Origin of the sequence: Micromonospora sp. NPDC049175, assembly GCF_043197345.1 — a bacterium.
Classification (GTDB): Bacteria; Actinomycetota; Actinomycetes; order Mycobacteriales; family Micromonosporaceae; genus Micromonospora.
The window spans coordinates 443882-459493 of record NZ_JBICSY010000006.1 but is presented as its reverse complement, the minus strand read 5'-3'; the positions used below and the strand labels follow the sequence as shown (position 1 = coordinate 459493).

Annotated in this window: 14 protein-coding genes; 7 read left to right on the top strand and 7 right to left on the bottom strand. The window is 71.5% G+C overall.

Annotated elements, in window-relative coordinates; genetic code table 11:
* Positions 1-2: 2 nt before the first annotated feature.
* Positions 3-1211 (bottom strand): D-mannonate dehydratase ManD, encoded by a 1209-nt coding sequence (gene manD, locus ACGFH8_RS25395; RefSeq protein ID WP_393371486.1) that lies wholly within the window; start codon positions 1209-1211, stop codon positions 3-5.
* Between the two features lie 316 nt (positions 1212-1527).
* On the opposite strand from manD, the gene ACGFH8_RS25390 reads away from it, so the two are divergent.
* Complete coding sequence (locus ACGFH8_RS25390; protein ID WP_393371485.1) at positions 1528-2895, top strand: PHB depolymerase family esterase; 1368 nt, start codon at positions 1528-1530, stop codon at positions 2893-2895.
* Between the two features lie 37 nt (positions 2896-2932).
* Positions 2933-4345, top strand: coding sequence for an endo-1,4-beta-xylanase (locus ACGFH8_RS25385; protein WP_393371482.1), 1413 nt, complete (start codon positions 2933-2935; stop codon positions 4343-4345).
* A gap of 161 nt (positions 4346-4506) precedes the next feature.
* On the opposite strand, the gene ACGFH8_RS25380 is transcribed toward ACGFH8_RS25385, so the two are convergent.
* Positions 4507-5244 (bottom strand): methyltransferase domain-containing protein, encoded by a 738-nt coding sequence (locus ACGFH8_RS25380; RefSeq protein ID WP_393371480.1) that lies wholly within the window; start codon positions 5242-5244, stop codon positions 4507-4509.
* Here ACGFH8_RS25380 and ACGFH8_RS25375 point away from each other — a divergent pair.
* Positions 5231-5638: a MerR family transcriptional regulator gene (locus ACGFH8_RS25375; RefSeq protein WP_393371478.1), complete on the top strand. Its 408-nt coding sequence runs from the start codon at positions 5231-5233 to the stop codon at positions 5636-5638. The two genes, ACGFH8_RS25380 and ACGFH8_RS25375, sit on opposite strands and share 14 nt — an antisense overlap.
* On the opposite strand, the gene ACGFH8_RS25370 is transcribed toward ACGFH8_RS25375, so the two are convergent.
* Positions 5635-5805, bottom strand: coding sequence for a hypothetical protein (locus tag ACGFH8_RS25370; protein ID WP_393371476.1), 171 nt, complete (start codon positions 5803-5805; stop codon positions 5635-5637). The genes ACGFH8_RS25375 and ACGFH8_RS25370 overlap by 4 nt on opposite strands.
* Before the next feature lie 243 nt (positions 5806-6048).
* Between ACGFH8_RS25370 and ACGFH8_RS25365 the strand changes: the two genes are divergently transcribed.
* Complete coding sequence (locus ACGFH8_RS25365) at positions 6049-6594, top strand: RNA polymerase sigma factor (protein ID WP_393371474.1); 546 nt, start codon at positions 6049-6051, stop codon at positions 6592-6594.
* 1 nt (position 6595) lies between these two features.
* Positions 6596-7627 carry a CU044_5270 family protein gene (locus ACGFH8_RS25360; RefSeq protein ID WP_393371471.1) on the top strand — a complete coding sequence of 344 codons (1032 nt, stop codon included), beginning with the start codon at positions 6596-6598 and terminating at the stop codon, positions 7625-7627.
* Between the two features lie 6 nt (positions 7628-7633).
* On the opposite strand, the gene sthA is transcribed toward ACGFH8_RS25360, so the two are convergent.
* From sthA to ACGFH8_RS25340, 4 genes are read right to left on the bottom strand one after another with little or no spacing between them, the layout of a single operon-like run.
* On the bottom strand, positions 7634-9037 hold the full coding sequence (gene sthA / locus ACGFH8_RS25355; protein WP_393371468.1) for a Si-specific NAD(P)(+) transhydrogenase: 1404 nt from the start codon (positions 9035-9037) through the stop codon (positions 7634-7636).
* A 53-nt stretch (positions 9038-9090) separates the two neighbouring features.
* Positions 9091-10158: a fibronectin type III domain-containing protein gene (locus tag ACGFH8_RS25350; RefSeq protein WP_393371467.1), complete on the bottom strand. Its 1068-nt coding sequence runs from the start codon at positions 10156-10158 to the stop codon at positions 9091-9093.
* A 47-nt stretch (positions 10159-10205) separates the two neighbouring features.
* Positions 10206-10844 (bottom strand): response regulator, encoded by a 639-nt coding sequence (locus tag ACGFH8_RS25345; RefSeq protein ID WP_393371465.1) that lies wholly within the window; start codon positions 10842-10844, stop codon positions 10206-10208.
* The gene (locus ACGFH8_RS25340) at positions 10841-12034 is read right to left on the bottom strand and encodes a sensor histidine kinase (protein ID WP_393371462.1); all 1194 of its coding nucleotides are present in this window, start codon (positions 12032-12034) and stop codon (positions 10841-10843) included. Before ACGFH8_RS25340 ends, ACGFH8_RS25345 begins: the two co-directional genes overlap by 4 nt.
* 172 nt (positions 12035-12206) lie before the next feature.
* Here ACGFH8_RS25340 and ACGFH8_RS25335 point away from each other — a divergent pair, with 172 nt between their 5' ends.
* Together ACGFH8_RS25335 and ACGFH8_RS25330 are read left to right on the top strand one after the other, a co-directional pair.
* Positions 12207-12965, top strand: coding sequence for an ABC transporter ATP-binding protein (locus tag ACGFH8_RS25335; RefSeq protein ID WP_393371459.1), 759 nt, complete (start codon positions 12207-12209; stop codon positions 12963-12965).
* An 8-nt stretch (positions 12966-12973) separates the two neighbouring features.
* Entirely contained in the window at positions 12974-15493 is a 2520-nt protein-coding gene (locus tag ACGFH8_RS25330) for an FtsX-like permease family protein (protein WP_393371456.1), read from the top strand.
* Positions 15494-15612 lie beyond the last annotated feature (119 nt).

Here is a 15612-nt window from a genome sequence, read left to right as displayed (position 1 = left end):
GGTCACCAGGGGTGGACCGTGCCGTCCTCCAGCCGGTTCACCGGCAGGTACGCCGGCGAGTACGGGTAACGGGCCGCCGCCTCCTCGTCGATGTCCACGCCGAGCCCGGGCGTCTCGGCCGGGTGCAGGTAGCCGTCGGCGAAGTGGTAGCCGTGCGGGAACACCTCGTCGGTCTGCTCGGTGTGTCGCATGTATTCCTGGAGGCCGAAGTTGGGGATGGAGATGTCGAGCTGCAACGCGGCGGCCATGCAGACGGGGGAGAGGTCGGTGGCGCCGTGCGATCCGCTGCGGACGTGGTGCAACGCCGCGAGGTCGAAGATGCGGCGTAGGTGGGTGATCCCGCCGGCGTGCACCACTGTGGCCCGGATGTAGTCGATGAGCTGTTCCCGGATGAGCTGGGCCGCGTCGAAGATGCTGTTGAACACCTCCCCGACGGCGATCGGGGTGGTGGTGTGCTGCCGGATCAGCCGGAAGCCCTCCTGGAGGTCGGCGGGGACCGGGTCCTCCATCCAGGTCAGCGCGTAGGGCTCCAGGCTGCGGCCGAGCCGGGCCGCCTCGATCGGGGTGAGCCGGTGGTGCACGTCGTGCAGGAGCCGCAGGGTCGGGCCGAACTCGTCGCGTACCTGGGCGAACACCTTCGGCACGTGCGCCAGGTAACGCGGGGTCGACCAGGTCGCCTCGCTGGGCAACGCCGCGTCCGCCGGCTCGTAGAAGAACTTGTCGGTGCTGACCCCGTACGTCTTGGGCAGGCCAGGCACCCCGCACTGCACCCGGACCGCCCGGTAGCCGAGGTCGACGTAGCGGGCGACCTCGACCAGCACCTCCTCGACGGTCTCGCCGTTGGCGTGGCCGTACACGGTGACGCCCTCGCGGGAGCGACCGCCGAGCAGTTGGTAGACCGGCAGGCCGGCGACCTTGCCCTTGATATCCCACAGCGCCGTGTCCACGGCGGCGATGGCGCTCATCGTGACCGGTCCGCGTCGCCAGTACGCCCCCTGGTACAGGTACTGCCAGGTGTCCTCGATGCGGGCCGGATCCCGGCCGATCAGCAGGGGCGCCACGTGGTCACGCAGGTACGACGCGACGGCCAGCTCCCGGCCGTTGAGGGTGGCGTCCCCGACCCCGGTCACCCCCTCGTCGGTGACGATCTTGAGAGTGACGAAATTGCGGCCCGGACAGGTCAGGATGACCCGGGCATCGACAATCTTCACGAGATCTCCTTCGTGCCCAGCGGCGTCGTCAACTGACACGCACCGAGGGGCGGGAGGGATGTGAACGTCCGGCACGTTTCGAGAACATCCCGATAATAGCCCGCGAGCGGCCATCGGCGGCCGGGCCCACCGCTGTCCCCGGTCGTGCAGGTGGGCCCGGAATCCGTTGCAGCGAAAGGTTTCCGGAAGTCTTGACAATCGAGTGTGCTCGATTGAAGCTGACTTCGTCACGCGAGCCGCGGTCAAGGGTCGGGCGAAGGGCAGTCCTCGACTTCAGTCCCCTTCCACGCGCCTATCTCCCGAGGGATCGCGATCGATGACACTCAAGACACGGCTGCTCGGCGCCGCCATGGCGGCCCTGACGATGGCCGCCGCCGCGCTGACCTTCGCCGCCCCGGCGTCGGCGGCGACGCTGACCCAGGTGACCGGCTTCGGCACCAACCCCACAAACCTCCAGATGCACCTGTACGTCCCGGACCGGGTGGCCACCCGACCGGGGATCCTGCTGGCCCTGCACTACTGCACCGGCTCGGGTCCGGCATTCCACTCCGGCACCCAGTACGCGTCCCTCGCGGACCGCTACGGATTCATCGTGATCTACCCGTCGGTGACCCGCAGCAGCAAGTGCTGGGACGTGGCCTCACCGCAGGCTCTTCGCCGTGGCGGAGGCAGCGACCCGGTCGGGCTCATGGCGATGGTCGACTACGTGCGGCAGCGCTACGCCGCCGACCCGGCGCGGATCTTCGCCACCGGCACCTCCTCCGGAGCGATGATGACGAACGTCATGCTGGGTGACTACCCGGACGTGTTCGCGGCGGGCGCTTCCTTCGCCGGTGTGCCGTTCGGCTGCTTCGCCACCGGGGGCAGCTCCGAGTGGAACAGCGAGTGCGCGAACGGACAGCTCATCAAGACTCCACAGCAGTGGGGAGACCTGGTCCGTGGGGCGTACCCGGGCTACACCGGCCAGCGGCCACGCATGCAGATCTGGCACGGCACCAACGACGAGACGCTGCGCTACCCGAACTTCGGCGAGCAGGTCAAGCAGTGGACGAACGTGCACGGGTTGAGCCAGACCCCGACGTACACCGACTCGCCGCAGTCCGGCCACACCCGCACCCGGTACGGCGGCAGCGGCACGACGGCGCCGGTCGAGGCGATCAGCATGCAGGGCGTCACGCACAACCTGCCGGTCGACGCCGCGCAGGTCATCCGCTTCTTCGGCCTGGACGGCGCCACGCCGACCACGCCGCCCCCGACCACGCCACCGCCCACGACTCCGCCGCCGACCACCCCGCCGCCGACGACTCCACCCCCGACCACCCCGCCCCCGACGACTCCGCCACCGACCACGCCACCGCCCAGCGCGGGCGCCTGCCGGGTCGGCTACACGGTCAACGCGTGGAACAACGGACTCACCGCGAGCGTGGCCATCACCAACACCGGCACGGCCGCCGTGAACGGGTGGGCGCTGGCCTTCACGCTGCCCAGCGGGCAGGTCATCACAGGTGGATGGAACGCGCAGTACGCACCGACGAGCGGCGCGGTGACCGCCCGCAACGTCTCCTACAACGCCACCATCGCCCCGAACGCGTCGGTCGAGATCGGCTTCCAGGCCACGCACACGGGCGGCACCGGCAAACCCTCGTCGTTCGCCCTCAACGGGGCTACCTGCTCGGTGTCCTGACCGTTCCTGCCACCCCCACCACCCAAGGAGTCGCACGATGAGAAACACGAGATGGAAGGCGGCATCGAGAGCCGTGGTCGCGGCGACCGGCGCGGGCGCCCTCGCGGTCGGCATGGCGCTGGTCGTGACGGCACCCGCCTCCGCCGGGACCACGCTCGGCGCGTCCGCCGCCGAGAAGGGCCGCTACTTCGGGACGGCGGTTGCCGCGTACAAGCTCTCGGAGAACGCGTACACCACGATCTTGAACCGTGAGTTCACCATGGTGACGCCCGAGAACGAGATGAAGATCGACGCCACCGAGCCGCAGCAGGGTCGGTTCAGTTACGCCAATTCCGAGCAGATCGTCAACCACGCCCGCAGCCACGGGATGCAGGTACGTGGCCACACCCTGGCGTGGCACGGCCAACAGCCGGGGTGGATGCAGAGCATGGAGGGCAGCGCGCTGCGCAACGCGATGCTCAACCACATCACACAGGTGGCGACCCACTTCAAGGGGCAGATCTATTCCTGGGACGTGGTGAACGAGGCGTTCGCCGACGGCAACTCCGGTGGTCGTCGGGACTCGAACCTGCAGCGCACCGGCAACGACTGGATCGAGGCGGCGTTCCGCGCGGCCCGCGCGGCGGATCCGGGCGCGAAGCTCTGCTACAACGACTACAACACCGACAACTGGACCTGGGCCAAGACGCAGGGCGTCTACAACATGGTGCGGGACTTCAAGGCCCGTGGCGTGCCGATCGACTGCGTGGGTTTCCAGTCGCACTTCAACAACGACTCGCCGTACGCCAGCAACTACCGCACCACGCTGTCGAGCTTCGCGGCGCTGGGTGTGGACGTGCAGATCACCGAGCTGGACATCCAGGGCGCTCCGGCGAACACGTACCGCAGTGTGGTGGAGGACTGCCTGGCGGTGGCCCGCTGCAACGGCATCACCGTGTGGGGCATCCGTGACAGCGACTCGTGGCGGTCGTCGCAGACCCCGTTGTTGTTCAACAGCAACGGCTCGAAGAAGGCGGCGTACGACGCGGTCCTCGCCGCGCTGAACAACGGCACCCCGCCGCCCACCACGGCCCCGCCCACGAGCGTCCCGCCAACCACCGCACCGCCCACCACCGCACCGCCGACCACCGCACCGCCCACGACTCCGCCGCCGGGGGAGGGTGGCTGCACCGCGACGGTGACGGTTAACCAGTGGACCGGCGGCTTCGTGGCGAACGTCCGGGTGACAGCCGGCTCGTCGGCTCTCAACGGCTGGACCGTGACGACCACCCTGCCGTCCGGCGCGACCGTCACCAACGCCTGGAGCGCCAACCCCAGCGGTAACACCGGCACGACCACCTGGACGAACGTGTCCTACAACGGCCAGGTCGGCGCCGGGCAGGCCACCGAGTTCGGGTTCCAGGGCACCGGCACCGCCGGCAGCCTGAGCCCCACCTGCGCGGCCAGCTAGAGGGATCACCGGCCGGTGCGGAGGGCCACCCACCCACCCACCCCCCGCACCGGCCCCACCCCAGCCCTCGTTGATCATGAGGTTATTGTCCCCCAAAGCGGCGTGTCATGACGCTAACCTCATGATCACCGGGTGCTGCGGCGGGGCGGACAGCACCGACCTCATGCCTGGGCGGCTACGAGGAAGATCGGCACGACGACGAGGATCCGGTTCGCGTGGGCCCGCTCGCCCTGCTCGGCGAGCCAGTCCTCTTCGTCGGTGATCCGCTTCACCACGTCGAGCGCGGTGTCGTCAGTGAACACAGCAGTGTGCACCTCGACGATCGGGTCGGTGAAACCGGCGTCGAGCAGCAGGTTGCGATACCTACGGGCGACGCGCGGCGACGGCAGCGCATCCGCCTTCTCGTGGATCAGCCGACGGGTGGTTGCCGAGTCGTCCGAGTCGATGGCGATCAGGTCCCAGTCCTGGCCGAGCAGCACGGCTCGGCCGCCCGGCGCGAGCACCCGCCGGGCCTCGGCCACGGCGCGCGCCGGGTCGTCGAGCACGTGCAACATCTTGTCCGCCCGGTAGTAGGTGACCGACTCGGTCTCCAGCGGCAGCTCGGTGGCGTCGCCGACCTGGAACGCGCCGGCCGGCCAGCGCCTACGGGCCACAGCGATCATCTCGGGATCGAGGTCGACACCGAGCGCGTGGGCTCCGCGCTCGGCCAGCTCGGCGACGGCGCGGCCACTGCCACAGCCGACGTCGACGACGGTTCGGCCAGTGAGGTCGCCGAGTAACTCGTAGGAACGGGCGCGCAGTTCGACGGCGGCGGGCTCGCTCTCGATGGCATCGAGGACAGTGAGAAGACTGGACATGCCCGCCATGCTCGGACTTAATGTCGACATGAAGTCAAGCATGATGACGATCGGTGAGGTGGCGGACCACTTTGGGCTGCCGACACACGTACTGCGGCACTGGGAGTCGGTGGGCCTGCTCTGCCCCGCCCGGGTCACCGGCGGTCGTCGCCGCTATACCCGCGACGACCTGTTCCGGGTCGCCTCGATCCTGCGCGCGAAGCAGGCCGGCCTGTCGCTGCCGGACATCCGGGCGTTCCTCGCCGCGGGAAACCCCGCCGTTCGCAAGGACGTGCTCCGCCGCAACCACGGCGCGCTGCGAGTCAGGATGGCCGCCCTGCGCTCGGCGCTCGACCTGTTGGAGGCCGGGCTGAACTGCTCACACGAGGACGTCGCGACCTGCCCGAACTACCGGAGCCAGTTGGCGGAACTGGTGGAGGTCGGGGACAGGTCCTAGTCGCCGGAGCATCCCCAGAAGTAGATCTCCTCCGGCTTGCCCCGCTCGTCGTGCAGGACCGCGCAGCGGCCGAACCACGCCTGCGAGGCCAGCCCCCTGATCGCGTCCAGGTGCTCGCGGGTGAGCCGCTCGGTGCCGGCCTCGCGCAGCGCCTCGGCGGCGCTCACCGGCTCGACCGTGCCGACGTCGGGCTGTCCAGGTCTGGCTGGTACGCCACGAGGTAGCTCCATCCGGATGCGCCCACCGCTGCCTCTCTCCTCCAGGTCCCCACAGTGCCGGCACGGGAGCGGGCAGCACCGACATCGCGAACCTGACGTGCGCGTGGCGTTTGTCGGGCCCAACCCGCACGGCCGCCCTGATCAGGTGTGATGTCCTGGCTGGTCCCGGACATAAGCCCGATAGGGGGTGCTGTGGACGTGGTGGAGGAGCGGTTCACCGAGTTGTACAGGCGTCATCACGACGACGTGCGGCGGTACGTGGCGCGTCGGGTCATCGGGTCCGACGTCGGTGACGTGGTCGCCGAGGTGTTCCTGGTGGCGTGGCGTCGCCTGGCCGACGTGCCGCCCGCCGCGGTGCTGCCGTGGCTCTACGGCGTGGCCCGGCTGGTGCTGGCCAACGAGGCGAGGGGGCGACAGAGGTGGCGGGAGTTGACGCTGCGGGTCGCGGCCGAGCCGGGCCGGTCGGTGGAGGACGACCACGCCGACGAGGTGATCAGCCAGCGGGACGTCGTGACCGCCTTCGCCCAGGTGTCCGATGCGGACCAGGAGATCCTGCGGTTGGTGGCCTGGGAGCGGCTGACCCCGACCGAGGCGGCGGTGGTGCTCGGGTGCACGAGAGCGACGTTCGCGATGCGGCTGATGCGTGCCCGCCGTCGGCTGCGGGCGCGCTTGGATGTGACCGCGGACGGGGCGAGCCGACCATCGGCCGAGACGCCGACGATGAACGTGGGTGGGTGAGATGAAGACCCTCGATGACGTACGCCGGTTGTTGGGCGACCTCGACCCGGCACGCGACCTTGATCCCGCCGACGAGCAGCGGCAGGCCGCGGACCTCGCCCGAATCCTCGCCACGGATCGTGGGCCGTCCACCGGTCGTCGTGCCCTCCCGCGACGCCGCTTCGTGCTGGCGGCCGGCGCGGCGGCGCTGGCGTTGGCAGCCGGGGTCGTGACGCTCGAGACGGTGCGGGAGCCGCAGCCGGTGTGGGCGGTCACCCCGGCGATGCTGACCTACGGCCCGGCGTCGACCACGGAACGGGCCGATGTCCGGCTGCGCCGCCTGGCCGAGGTGGCGGCCGCACAGCCGGCGCCACCGAGGCCGGCGGGCACGGTGGAGCACCTGGAGTCGGCGAACTGGTTCCTCAACTCCTCGATCTCCGGCGGCCGGACGACGTCCGCCGTCGTACCGCAGCAGTGGCGGTCGTGGCGCACCGACGACGACGCCGGCCGGATGGTGAAGAGGGAACTGCCGCCGGTCTTCCGCTCCGATGCCGACCGGGAGGAGTGGCGGCGGCGGGGCGGCCGGGTCGACTCGTCACGGGAGACGACCGACTACGCCGCTGGTGAGTTCACCCCGGGCTGGCCGGGCCCGGTGCCGACGGACGTCGCGACGCTGCGGGAGTGGCTGGACGCGGGCAGCCCACCCGGGGAGCCGGTGCAGGATCTGGAGGACGTCGCCCACCTGGCCGGGGTCCGGCTGCTGAACCCGGCACAGCGGGCCACGACGCTGCGGCTGCTGGCCGACCTCCCGGGCATCACCGTGACCGGGACCGTCACCGACCGGGCCGGCCGCGCCGGTGAGGCGTACTCGATCAGCTCCGCCGCCCATGGGCTGCCCGCCCAGTACACGGTCATCATCGACCCCGACTCGGGTGTGCTGCTCGGCTACGAGGAGGTGCTGACCACGACGGCGGGCAGGTTGAACGTGACGGTCCCCGCGGTGATCACCTACCGAACGTATCTGGTCGCGGAGTATGCCCCGTTGCCAGGCTGAACGGGGTCAGCCGTCGATGCGGGTGATGTTGCGGATCTTGTTGGACGCGTCCAGGGCGGCCACCTTGTACGCCTCGGCCAGGGTCGGATAGTTGAACACGGCGTCGATGAGGTAGTCGATCGTGCCGCCGCAGCCCATCACCGCCTGCCCGATGTGGACGATCTCGGTGGCGGCGGTGCCGAACACGTGCACGCCGAGCAGCCGGCCGTCGTCGGGGGAGACGAGCAGCTTGAGCATGCCGTACGAGTCACCGACGATCTGGCCACGGGCCAGCTCGCGATAACGCGCGACGCCGACCTCGAACGGAGTCGAGGCGTCGGTGAGCTGCGCCTCGGTCTGCCCGACGAAGCTGATCTCCGGAATGGTGTAGATGCCGATCGGTTGTAGGCCGTGCATCTCCCGGATCGGTTCGCCGCAGGCGTGCTGGGCCGCCAGTCGACCCTGTTCCATCGAGGTGGACGCGAGCGCGGGAAAGCCGATCACGTCACCGACGGCGTAGATGTGGTCCACCGCCGTGCGGTAGTTGGCGTCCACCTTGATCCGGCCGCGGCGGTCCGCCTCCAACCCGGCGGCCTCCAGGGCCAGGTCGTCGGTCTGACCCTGCCGGCCGGCCGAGTACATGACCGTGTCCGCGACGATCTTCTTGCCGCTCTTGAGGATGCACAGCGCGGCGGTCTGGTGTTTCTCCACGGCGGCGACCTCCTCGCCGAAGCGGAACGCCACCGACAGGTCGCGCAGGTGGTATTTGAGCGACTCGATCACCTCGTCGTCGCAGAAGTCGAGCATCCGCTCGCGGCGCTCCACGACTGTCACCTTGGTGCCGAGCGCGGCGAACATCGACGCGTACTCCATGCCGATCACACCGGCGCCGACCACGACCATGCTGCGCGGGACGGCCTGGAGGTTGATGACGCCGTCGGAGTCCACGATCGTCCGGTCGTCGAAGTCGACGCTGTCCGGGCGGGCCGGGCGGGTGCCCGCCGCGATGACGATCTTGTCGAAGGTCACCTTCGACTCGCGGCCGGAGCCACCGTCGACCCAGATCGAGTGCGCGTCCGCGAAGCGGCCGGTGCCGGTGATCATCACGACCCGGTTGCGGGCCAGTTGGTTGCGGATGACGTCGGTCTGCCGGCTGATCACGTGCTGGGTCCGGGCGGCCAGGTCGCTGACCGTGATCTCCTCCTTGACCCGGTAGTTGCTGCCGTAGAGGTCTCGCTGGCTCAGCCCGGTCAGATAGAGGACGGCCTCGCGCAGCGTCTTGGAGGGGACGGTGCCGGTGTTGATGCACACCCCACCGATCATGTCGCGGCGGTCGACGATGCCGACCCGCCTGCCGAGCTTGGCGGCAGCGATCGCGGCCTTCTGACCGCTGGGTCCGGAGCCCAGCACCAACAGGTCGTAGTCATACACAACCGCTAGCGTCGCAAGATGTCGCGACTGGCGCCAGACCCCGGAGCCGAGCGTTATTCGTCTGCCACCACGCAGAGGCCACCGTTGAGCGTGATCTCCTGCGGCAGTTGGGTGCCGCTGGCGACGAGCCCCAGCGACACCGTGCCGCCCGGTGGGATCACCTTGTTGCGGCCGGTGTTGCCCACCCGCAGGAGGCCGTAGTTGGGGCGGTCGACGACCTTCGCGCCCCAGATGCCGTGGACCTTCTGGCTGGCCGAGAACCGCCACGTCATCGTCCACCCGTTGACCGCAGTGGTGCCGGTGTTCGTGACGGCGAGGTGCGCCACGAAGCCGTCCGACCACTGCCGCACCACGGACCGGACTTCGCAGCTCGGCGGTGGTGGCAGGGTGGTGACGGTCACCGGTGCCGACAGTGGAGACAGGTTGCCGACCTCGTCGCGCGCACGCACCACGAAGGTGTACGTGGTGTTCGGCGTCAACCCGCTGAGCTGGGTGCTGTTGACGGGCGGGTACTGGGAAACATCGCGGACCAGGGTGAGAGCGCCGCCGGCGTCCACCCGGAACACCTCGTACCGTTCGACCGCCCCGTTCTCCACCGAGTGCGCCCAGCGCAGCCGAACCCCGGTGGCGGTGACGTCGAGCGCCACCGGTTGACCCGGCGCGCCCGGCGGTTGGTCGTCCCCCGGTGACATGGTGAACCGCAGGGGCCCGGTCGACGGTGAGCTGTTGCCGGCCGCGTCCAGCGCCCTCACGAAGAAGGTGTACGTGCGTGACGGCTGCAGGTCGGTGAGCCGAATGCTGTTGGTGTCGGTCGACCAGGTCCTGCCGTTGTCCTCGAACTGCGCGGAGACCGGATAACTGACCACCCCCACGTTGTCGGTCGAGGCAGCCCAGGTCAGCTCGACCCAGGTGGCGTCGATGGCGGCGACGGTGATCGGGCCTGGGGTGGTGGGAGGCTCGGTGTCGGCGGCAGCCGCGAGTGCCGGGGTCGCGCCCGTCGCCACCAGGACCGCCGTGAGCGTGCAGGCGGCCAGTGCGGCGGCCCTGGACCGGACGCCGCGCCACACATGATCGCGCAAGATGATCGCCTCGCTTTCGGGTGACCGCAGCGGACCAGTCATCGACTGCTGACGATGCTAAGCCAGTGGCGGTCGCGTCGCTGTCCCCCTCAGCCGACGAGGCGGCGTTCCCAGGCCCACGCGGCGATCTCCACTCGGTTGCGGGCCTTGAGCTTCATCTGCACGCTGGCCAGGTGGGTCTTGACAGTGCCGACGGCGATAAAGAGCCCGGCGGCGATCTCGGCGTTTGTCAGGCCCCGGGCGACGAGCTTCACGACCTCGAGTTCCCGTGGTGAGAGCCCGGTGTCGCCGCGCGCCGGGGCGGGCGAGCTGAGGTGCTCCAACAGTCGTACCGTGATGGAGGGGCTGATCAGCGCGTCACCGGACACGGCCGCGCGGACCGCCTCCACCAGCAGCGTCGGGCCGGAGTCCTTGAGCAGGAATCCGCACGCGCCGTTGGAGAGCGCGGTGTGCACGTACTCGTCGAGGTCGAAGGTCGTCACCACGACCACCCGGATCGGGTCGGCGACGCCCGGCCCGGCGATCAGCCGCAGTGCTTCGAGCCCGTCGAGACGGGGCATCCGGATGTCCAGCAGCACCACGTCCGGGCGCAGCCGCCGGGCCAACTCCACGGCGACCACCCCGTCGGCGGCCTCGCCGACCACCTCCATGTCCGGCTGAGCCCCGATGATCATGCCGAAGCCGGTCCGGACCATCGCCTGGTCGTCGGCGATCAATACCCGGATCATCGCCCCACCGCCGTCCGCAGCGGGAACGCCGCGTCGAGCACCCAGCCGCCAGCGACGCCGGGCCCGGCGGTGATCGTGCCGCCGAGGGCGCGTACCCGCTCGGTCAGGCCGATCAGGCCGAAGCCGTGCCCCCGGGCGGGCGCGGTGCGCCCGGCCGCACCGTCGTCGGCGACCCGGACCAGCAACCAGTCCTGGGTACGGCGCACGGCGACGTCGACGGAACGGGCGTCCGGCGCGTGCTGGCGGGTGTTCGTCAGCCCCTCCATCACCACCCGGTACGCCGAGGTCGAGACCTCCACCGGCAACCCGTCCAGGTCGCCGTCGACGTGCAGGCGGGCCGGGGCGCTCGCCGTGCCGTTGAAGCCCGCCAGCAGCGGCGGCAACTCGGCCACGCCCGCCAGCGGGGCCAGCGGCGCGTCCGGCGGGGTGTCCGGGTTACGCAGGATCCCCACCATCCGGCGCATCGAGGCCATCGTCTCCGTGCCGGCCCGCTCGATCTGCTCCAGCGCGACGATCACCCGACCCGGGTCCTGCTCGGCGACGAACCGGGCACCCTGCGCCTGCACCACGATGCCCGTCACGTGGTGGGCGATGAAGTCGTGCAGGTCACGGGCGAACTCCGCGCGCTGCTCGGCCCGTACCAGCGCGATCGCCCGATCCCGACCGGCCGCGATGATCCGCAGGTAGAGCCCCACCCCGGCGGCGCCGGCCGCGGCGAGCACCTGCAGCAGTCCGAAGATCACCAGCAGGTTCTCGGTGCCGGCGCGCAGCGGCAACGCGGCGACGGCCAGCCCGACGGCCGCCGCCGACCACGGGGTTAGCCGGGGCGCGCCCCAGCGGGTGACCACGAAGACCACCCCGATCAGCCCGGCCGACTCGGCGAGCCCCCAACTGCCACCGATCAGGTAACTGCCGCCGGAGAGGAACACGACGGCCGCGGTCACGGCCAGTGAGGCGCCGGCGAGCGCCAGCGCGGCCAGCGGCACCACCCGCGAACCCAGCCGGTGCACCGGCAGCCAGAGCGGCACCGTCGCCACCGCCAGCCCCATCCGCACCAGGAGGACCAGGAGAGCGGCCATGCTCTCGGGCGCGCCCCGCCGGAGGTCGAAGAGGGCGAGCAGCCCCATGGCCACCAGGCCGGCGGCCTGGGCCAGGCGTACCCACAAACGTCGAAGATCCGGCGTGCTCATGGTGACCCAGCGTAGCCAGCGGGCGGCGCGGACAGATCGGCCGAAAGACAGACCCGACGCCGGCGATACCCGGCCACGGGCCGATGCGCCCACCCGCCGGCGGCGGCGACGCTATCCGGGCCACATCGCAGCCACCGGCTGTCCAGCCACATCGCACGCCACTGGAGGAACAATGACAACCCACGCCCCGCCGGAGACCAGCCACGCCGCGGTCGCCGCGGTCGACCTGGTGAAGGTGTACGGCAGCGGCGACACCGCCGTCCGTGCCCTGGACGGGGTCTCGGTCGGCTTCGGCCGGGCCGAGTTCACCGCCATCATGGGCTCGTCCGGGTCCGGCAAGTCGACGCTCATGCACTGCCTCGCCGGTCTCGACACCGCCACCTCCGGCCGCGTCCTGCTCGGCGGCACGGAGCTGACCGGCCAGTCGGACCGGACCCTGACCCGGGTACGCCGGGAGCGGATCGGCTTCGTGTTCCAGTCCTTCAACCTGCTGCCGCAGCTCACCGCCGCACAGAACATCACCCTGCCGCTGGACCTCGCCGGCCGACAGCCCGACGCCGAACTCCTCGCGCACCTGGTGCGGGTGCTGGGCCTCGGTGACCGGCTCAACCACCGGCCCAGCGAACTCTCCGGCGGCCAGCAGCAGCGGGTCGCGTTGGCCCGTGCCCTCGTGGCGCGGCCCGAGGTGGTCTTCGCCGACGAGCCGACCGGCAACCTCGACTCCCGCTCCGGCGCGGAGGTGCTCACCATCCTGCGCGACTCGGTACGCGACCTCGGCCAGACCGTCGTCATGGTCACCCACGACCCGATCGCCGCCGCGTACGCCGACCGGGTGGTGCTGCTCGCCGACGGCCGGGTCGCCGGTGAGGTCGAGAGGCCGGACCAGGTGTCGGTCACCGACGCGCTGCGTGATCTGGCGGCCCGCGCATGAGGGCGACGGTGCTGCGTACACAGACGACCGCCGCCGCCCGACGGCCCGGCCGGCTGATCCTGACCGGCCTGGCGATCCTGGTCGCCTCCTTCGTCGTCTTCGGCACCGTGCTGGTGCAGCAGATCACCGAGCGGACCGTGCGGGACAACCTCAGCGGCACCCCGGCCGTCACCGACCTGGTGATCGGCCGCGTCGACCTGCCGCCACCCACAGTGACGGACCTGCGGAAGATCCGGGCCGTGCCCGGGGTGGCCGAGGCGGTGCCCCGGGTGTCGACCGGCGTCTCGATCGGCGAGGGGTACCTCAACCTCCAGTCCGATCCGGGCACCGGCCCGCTGACCACGGTCCGGGTGACCGAGGGACGCTACCCGGACCAACCGGGCGAGATCGCGATCACCCCGCGTACCGCCGAGCGGCTCGGGCTCTCGGTCGGCACCACCACCAGCGGTACGGGCGGCGAACTCACCACGCCCGCCCCGCTCACCGTGACCGGTGTGGTGGACGTCGCCGCCGACGCCGGCTACGACGCGTACGCCCCGGAGAGCGCCGTGATCGGCTGGGCGCACCTGACGGCCGTAGAGCGTGTCGACGTCCGCGTGGCCCCCGGCACCTCGACGGAGGACGTCCGGCAACGGGTTACCGCGGCCGTCGCCGGCCAGCCGATCCGCTCCGGCGCCGAGGTGCGCGACGCCGAGGCCAACGCGGCGGCCGAACAGGTCGGGAAACTCTTCGTCCTGGTCGGCATGTTCGTCTCCATCGCCGTCGCCGCGGCGGCGCTCGTGGTCACCTCGACCTTCCGCATCGTCTTCGCCCAGCGGATGCGGCAGCTCGCGCTGCTGCGGGCCGTCGGCGCGAGTCGGGGCACCCTGGTCGGCGCGTTGACCGCCGAGGGCGCCCTGACCGGCCTGGTCGCCGGGGTCGTCGGGGTCGCCAGCGCTCTCACCCTCGGGTACGCGCTGCCGGTGATCCTGCGCGCCACCGGCCACGAGGTGTCCTCGCCCGGCCTGCCGCTGGCGGCGGCGGTCGCGGTGGTGATCGGCGCTGTGGTGATCACCGTGCTGGCCGTGCTGGCCCCGGCGCTGTCGGCCGCCCGGGTCTCCCCGCTGGAGGCGCTGCGGACGGCGAGCGTCACCGCCGGCCGGCGCGGCATCAAGCTGCCGCGTCTGGTCTTCGGGCTGCTCCTGGCCGTCGGCGCGGTCCTGGCGGCGGTCGCCACGATCAGCCATTTGCCGAAACCGGACCAGGAGAACTACGACCCGTCCAGGCCACTGCTGCTGCTCGTCGCGTCCGGCACGTTCGCGTTCTTCGCGCTGGTGGCCCTCGGTCCGCTGCTGGTGCGCCCGGTGCTGGCCGTGGTGGGTTGGCCGCTGCGCCAGCTCGGGCCGCTCGGACGGATGTCGGTCGGTGGGATCGGCGGGGCGCCGCGCCGGGCGGCCGCGGTCTCCGTCGTGGTCGCGCTGGGCGTGACCCTGATCTCCGGGGTGGTCATCGGTGGCGCGTCGTTGCAGATCCTCGCCGACCGCGAGATGGCGCTCTCGGCGCCGACCGACTTCGAGGTGACCGGCAACGGTCAGACGCTGCCGCCGGACGTGGTGACCCGGGCCGAGGCGGCGCGCGGCGCGCTGGCCCGGGTGGTGCCGTACCGGATGGTCGGAGACGCCACGCTGCTGCGCGGGGCCGACAAGCTCGGCGACGTCGAGTCCGGTTACCCGACAAGCGACCTGGACCTGGCGGCGCTGCCGAGCACCGGTGACCTGGACGTGGCCCAGGGCACCCTGGCCGATCGTGGCCCCGGCCGGATCGTGCTCAACAGTTGGGTCGCCCGGGACGCGGGTCTGCGGGCCGGCGACACCGTCACGCTCGCCGTCGCCACGGGCCGGGTCGAGGTGCGGGTGGCCGCGATCCTGCCCGGCGACGGCCCGCTGCACGCGGGCATCCTCGCCGATCCGGCCGACCTGGACCGGATCGGCGTGCCGGCCGCGTACACGGGTCTGCTGGCCGACGCGGCCGGCGCCGGCGAGGACGGCCGCACGGCCGGCGTGCGGGCGCTGCGCCAGGCCATCGGTGGCAGCGACGGGGTGGGCCTCGCCGTGCTCGCCGACGAACGGGACCGCAACGACGCGCTGGTGCGCACCCTGGTCTGGATCGCGGTGGGCCTGGTCGGCCTGACCGTGTTGATCGCGGTCGTCGGCGTGGGCTCCACGACCGCGCTGTCGGTGGTGGAGCGGATCCGCGAGTCCGGGCTGCTCCGCGCGATCGGCCTGTCCCGGACCGGCCTGCGCACGATGCTGACCGTCGAGTCCGGCCTGTACGGGGTGATCGGGGCGACGATCGGCCTGGTGCTCGGCATCCCGTACGCCTGGTTGGCGGTGCAGGCCCTCGGGATCGAGGCGCCCCTGACCGCGCCGCTGCTGCCGCTGGCCGGGCTGTTCGTGGTGCTGGTCGGGCTGACCGCGCTGGCCGGGGTGCTGCCGGCCCGTCGGGCGTCGCGGGTCAGCCCGGTGGTGGCGCTGGGGGCCGACACCTGAGCACCGCCGTGGGGGGGGGCCCCCGCGGGGGGGGGGGCCCCCGCCCCCCCCGGCGGGGGGGGTGTTTGGGGGGGGGGGGGGGTGCCCCGCCGCGCCCCACGGGTTTGTTGGGGGCCGCC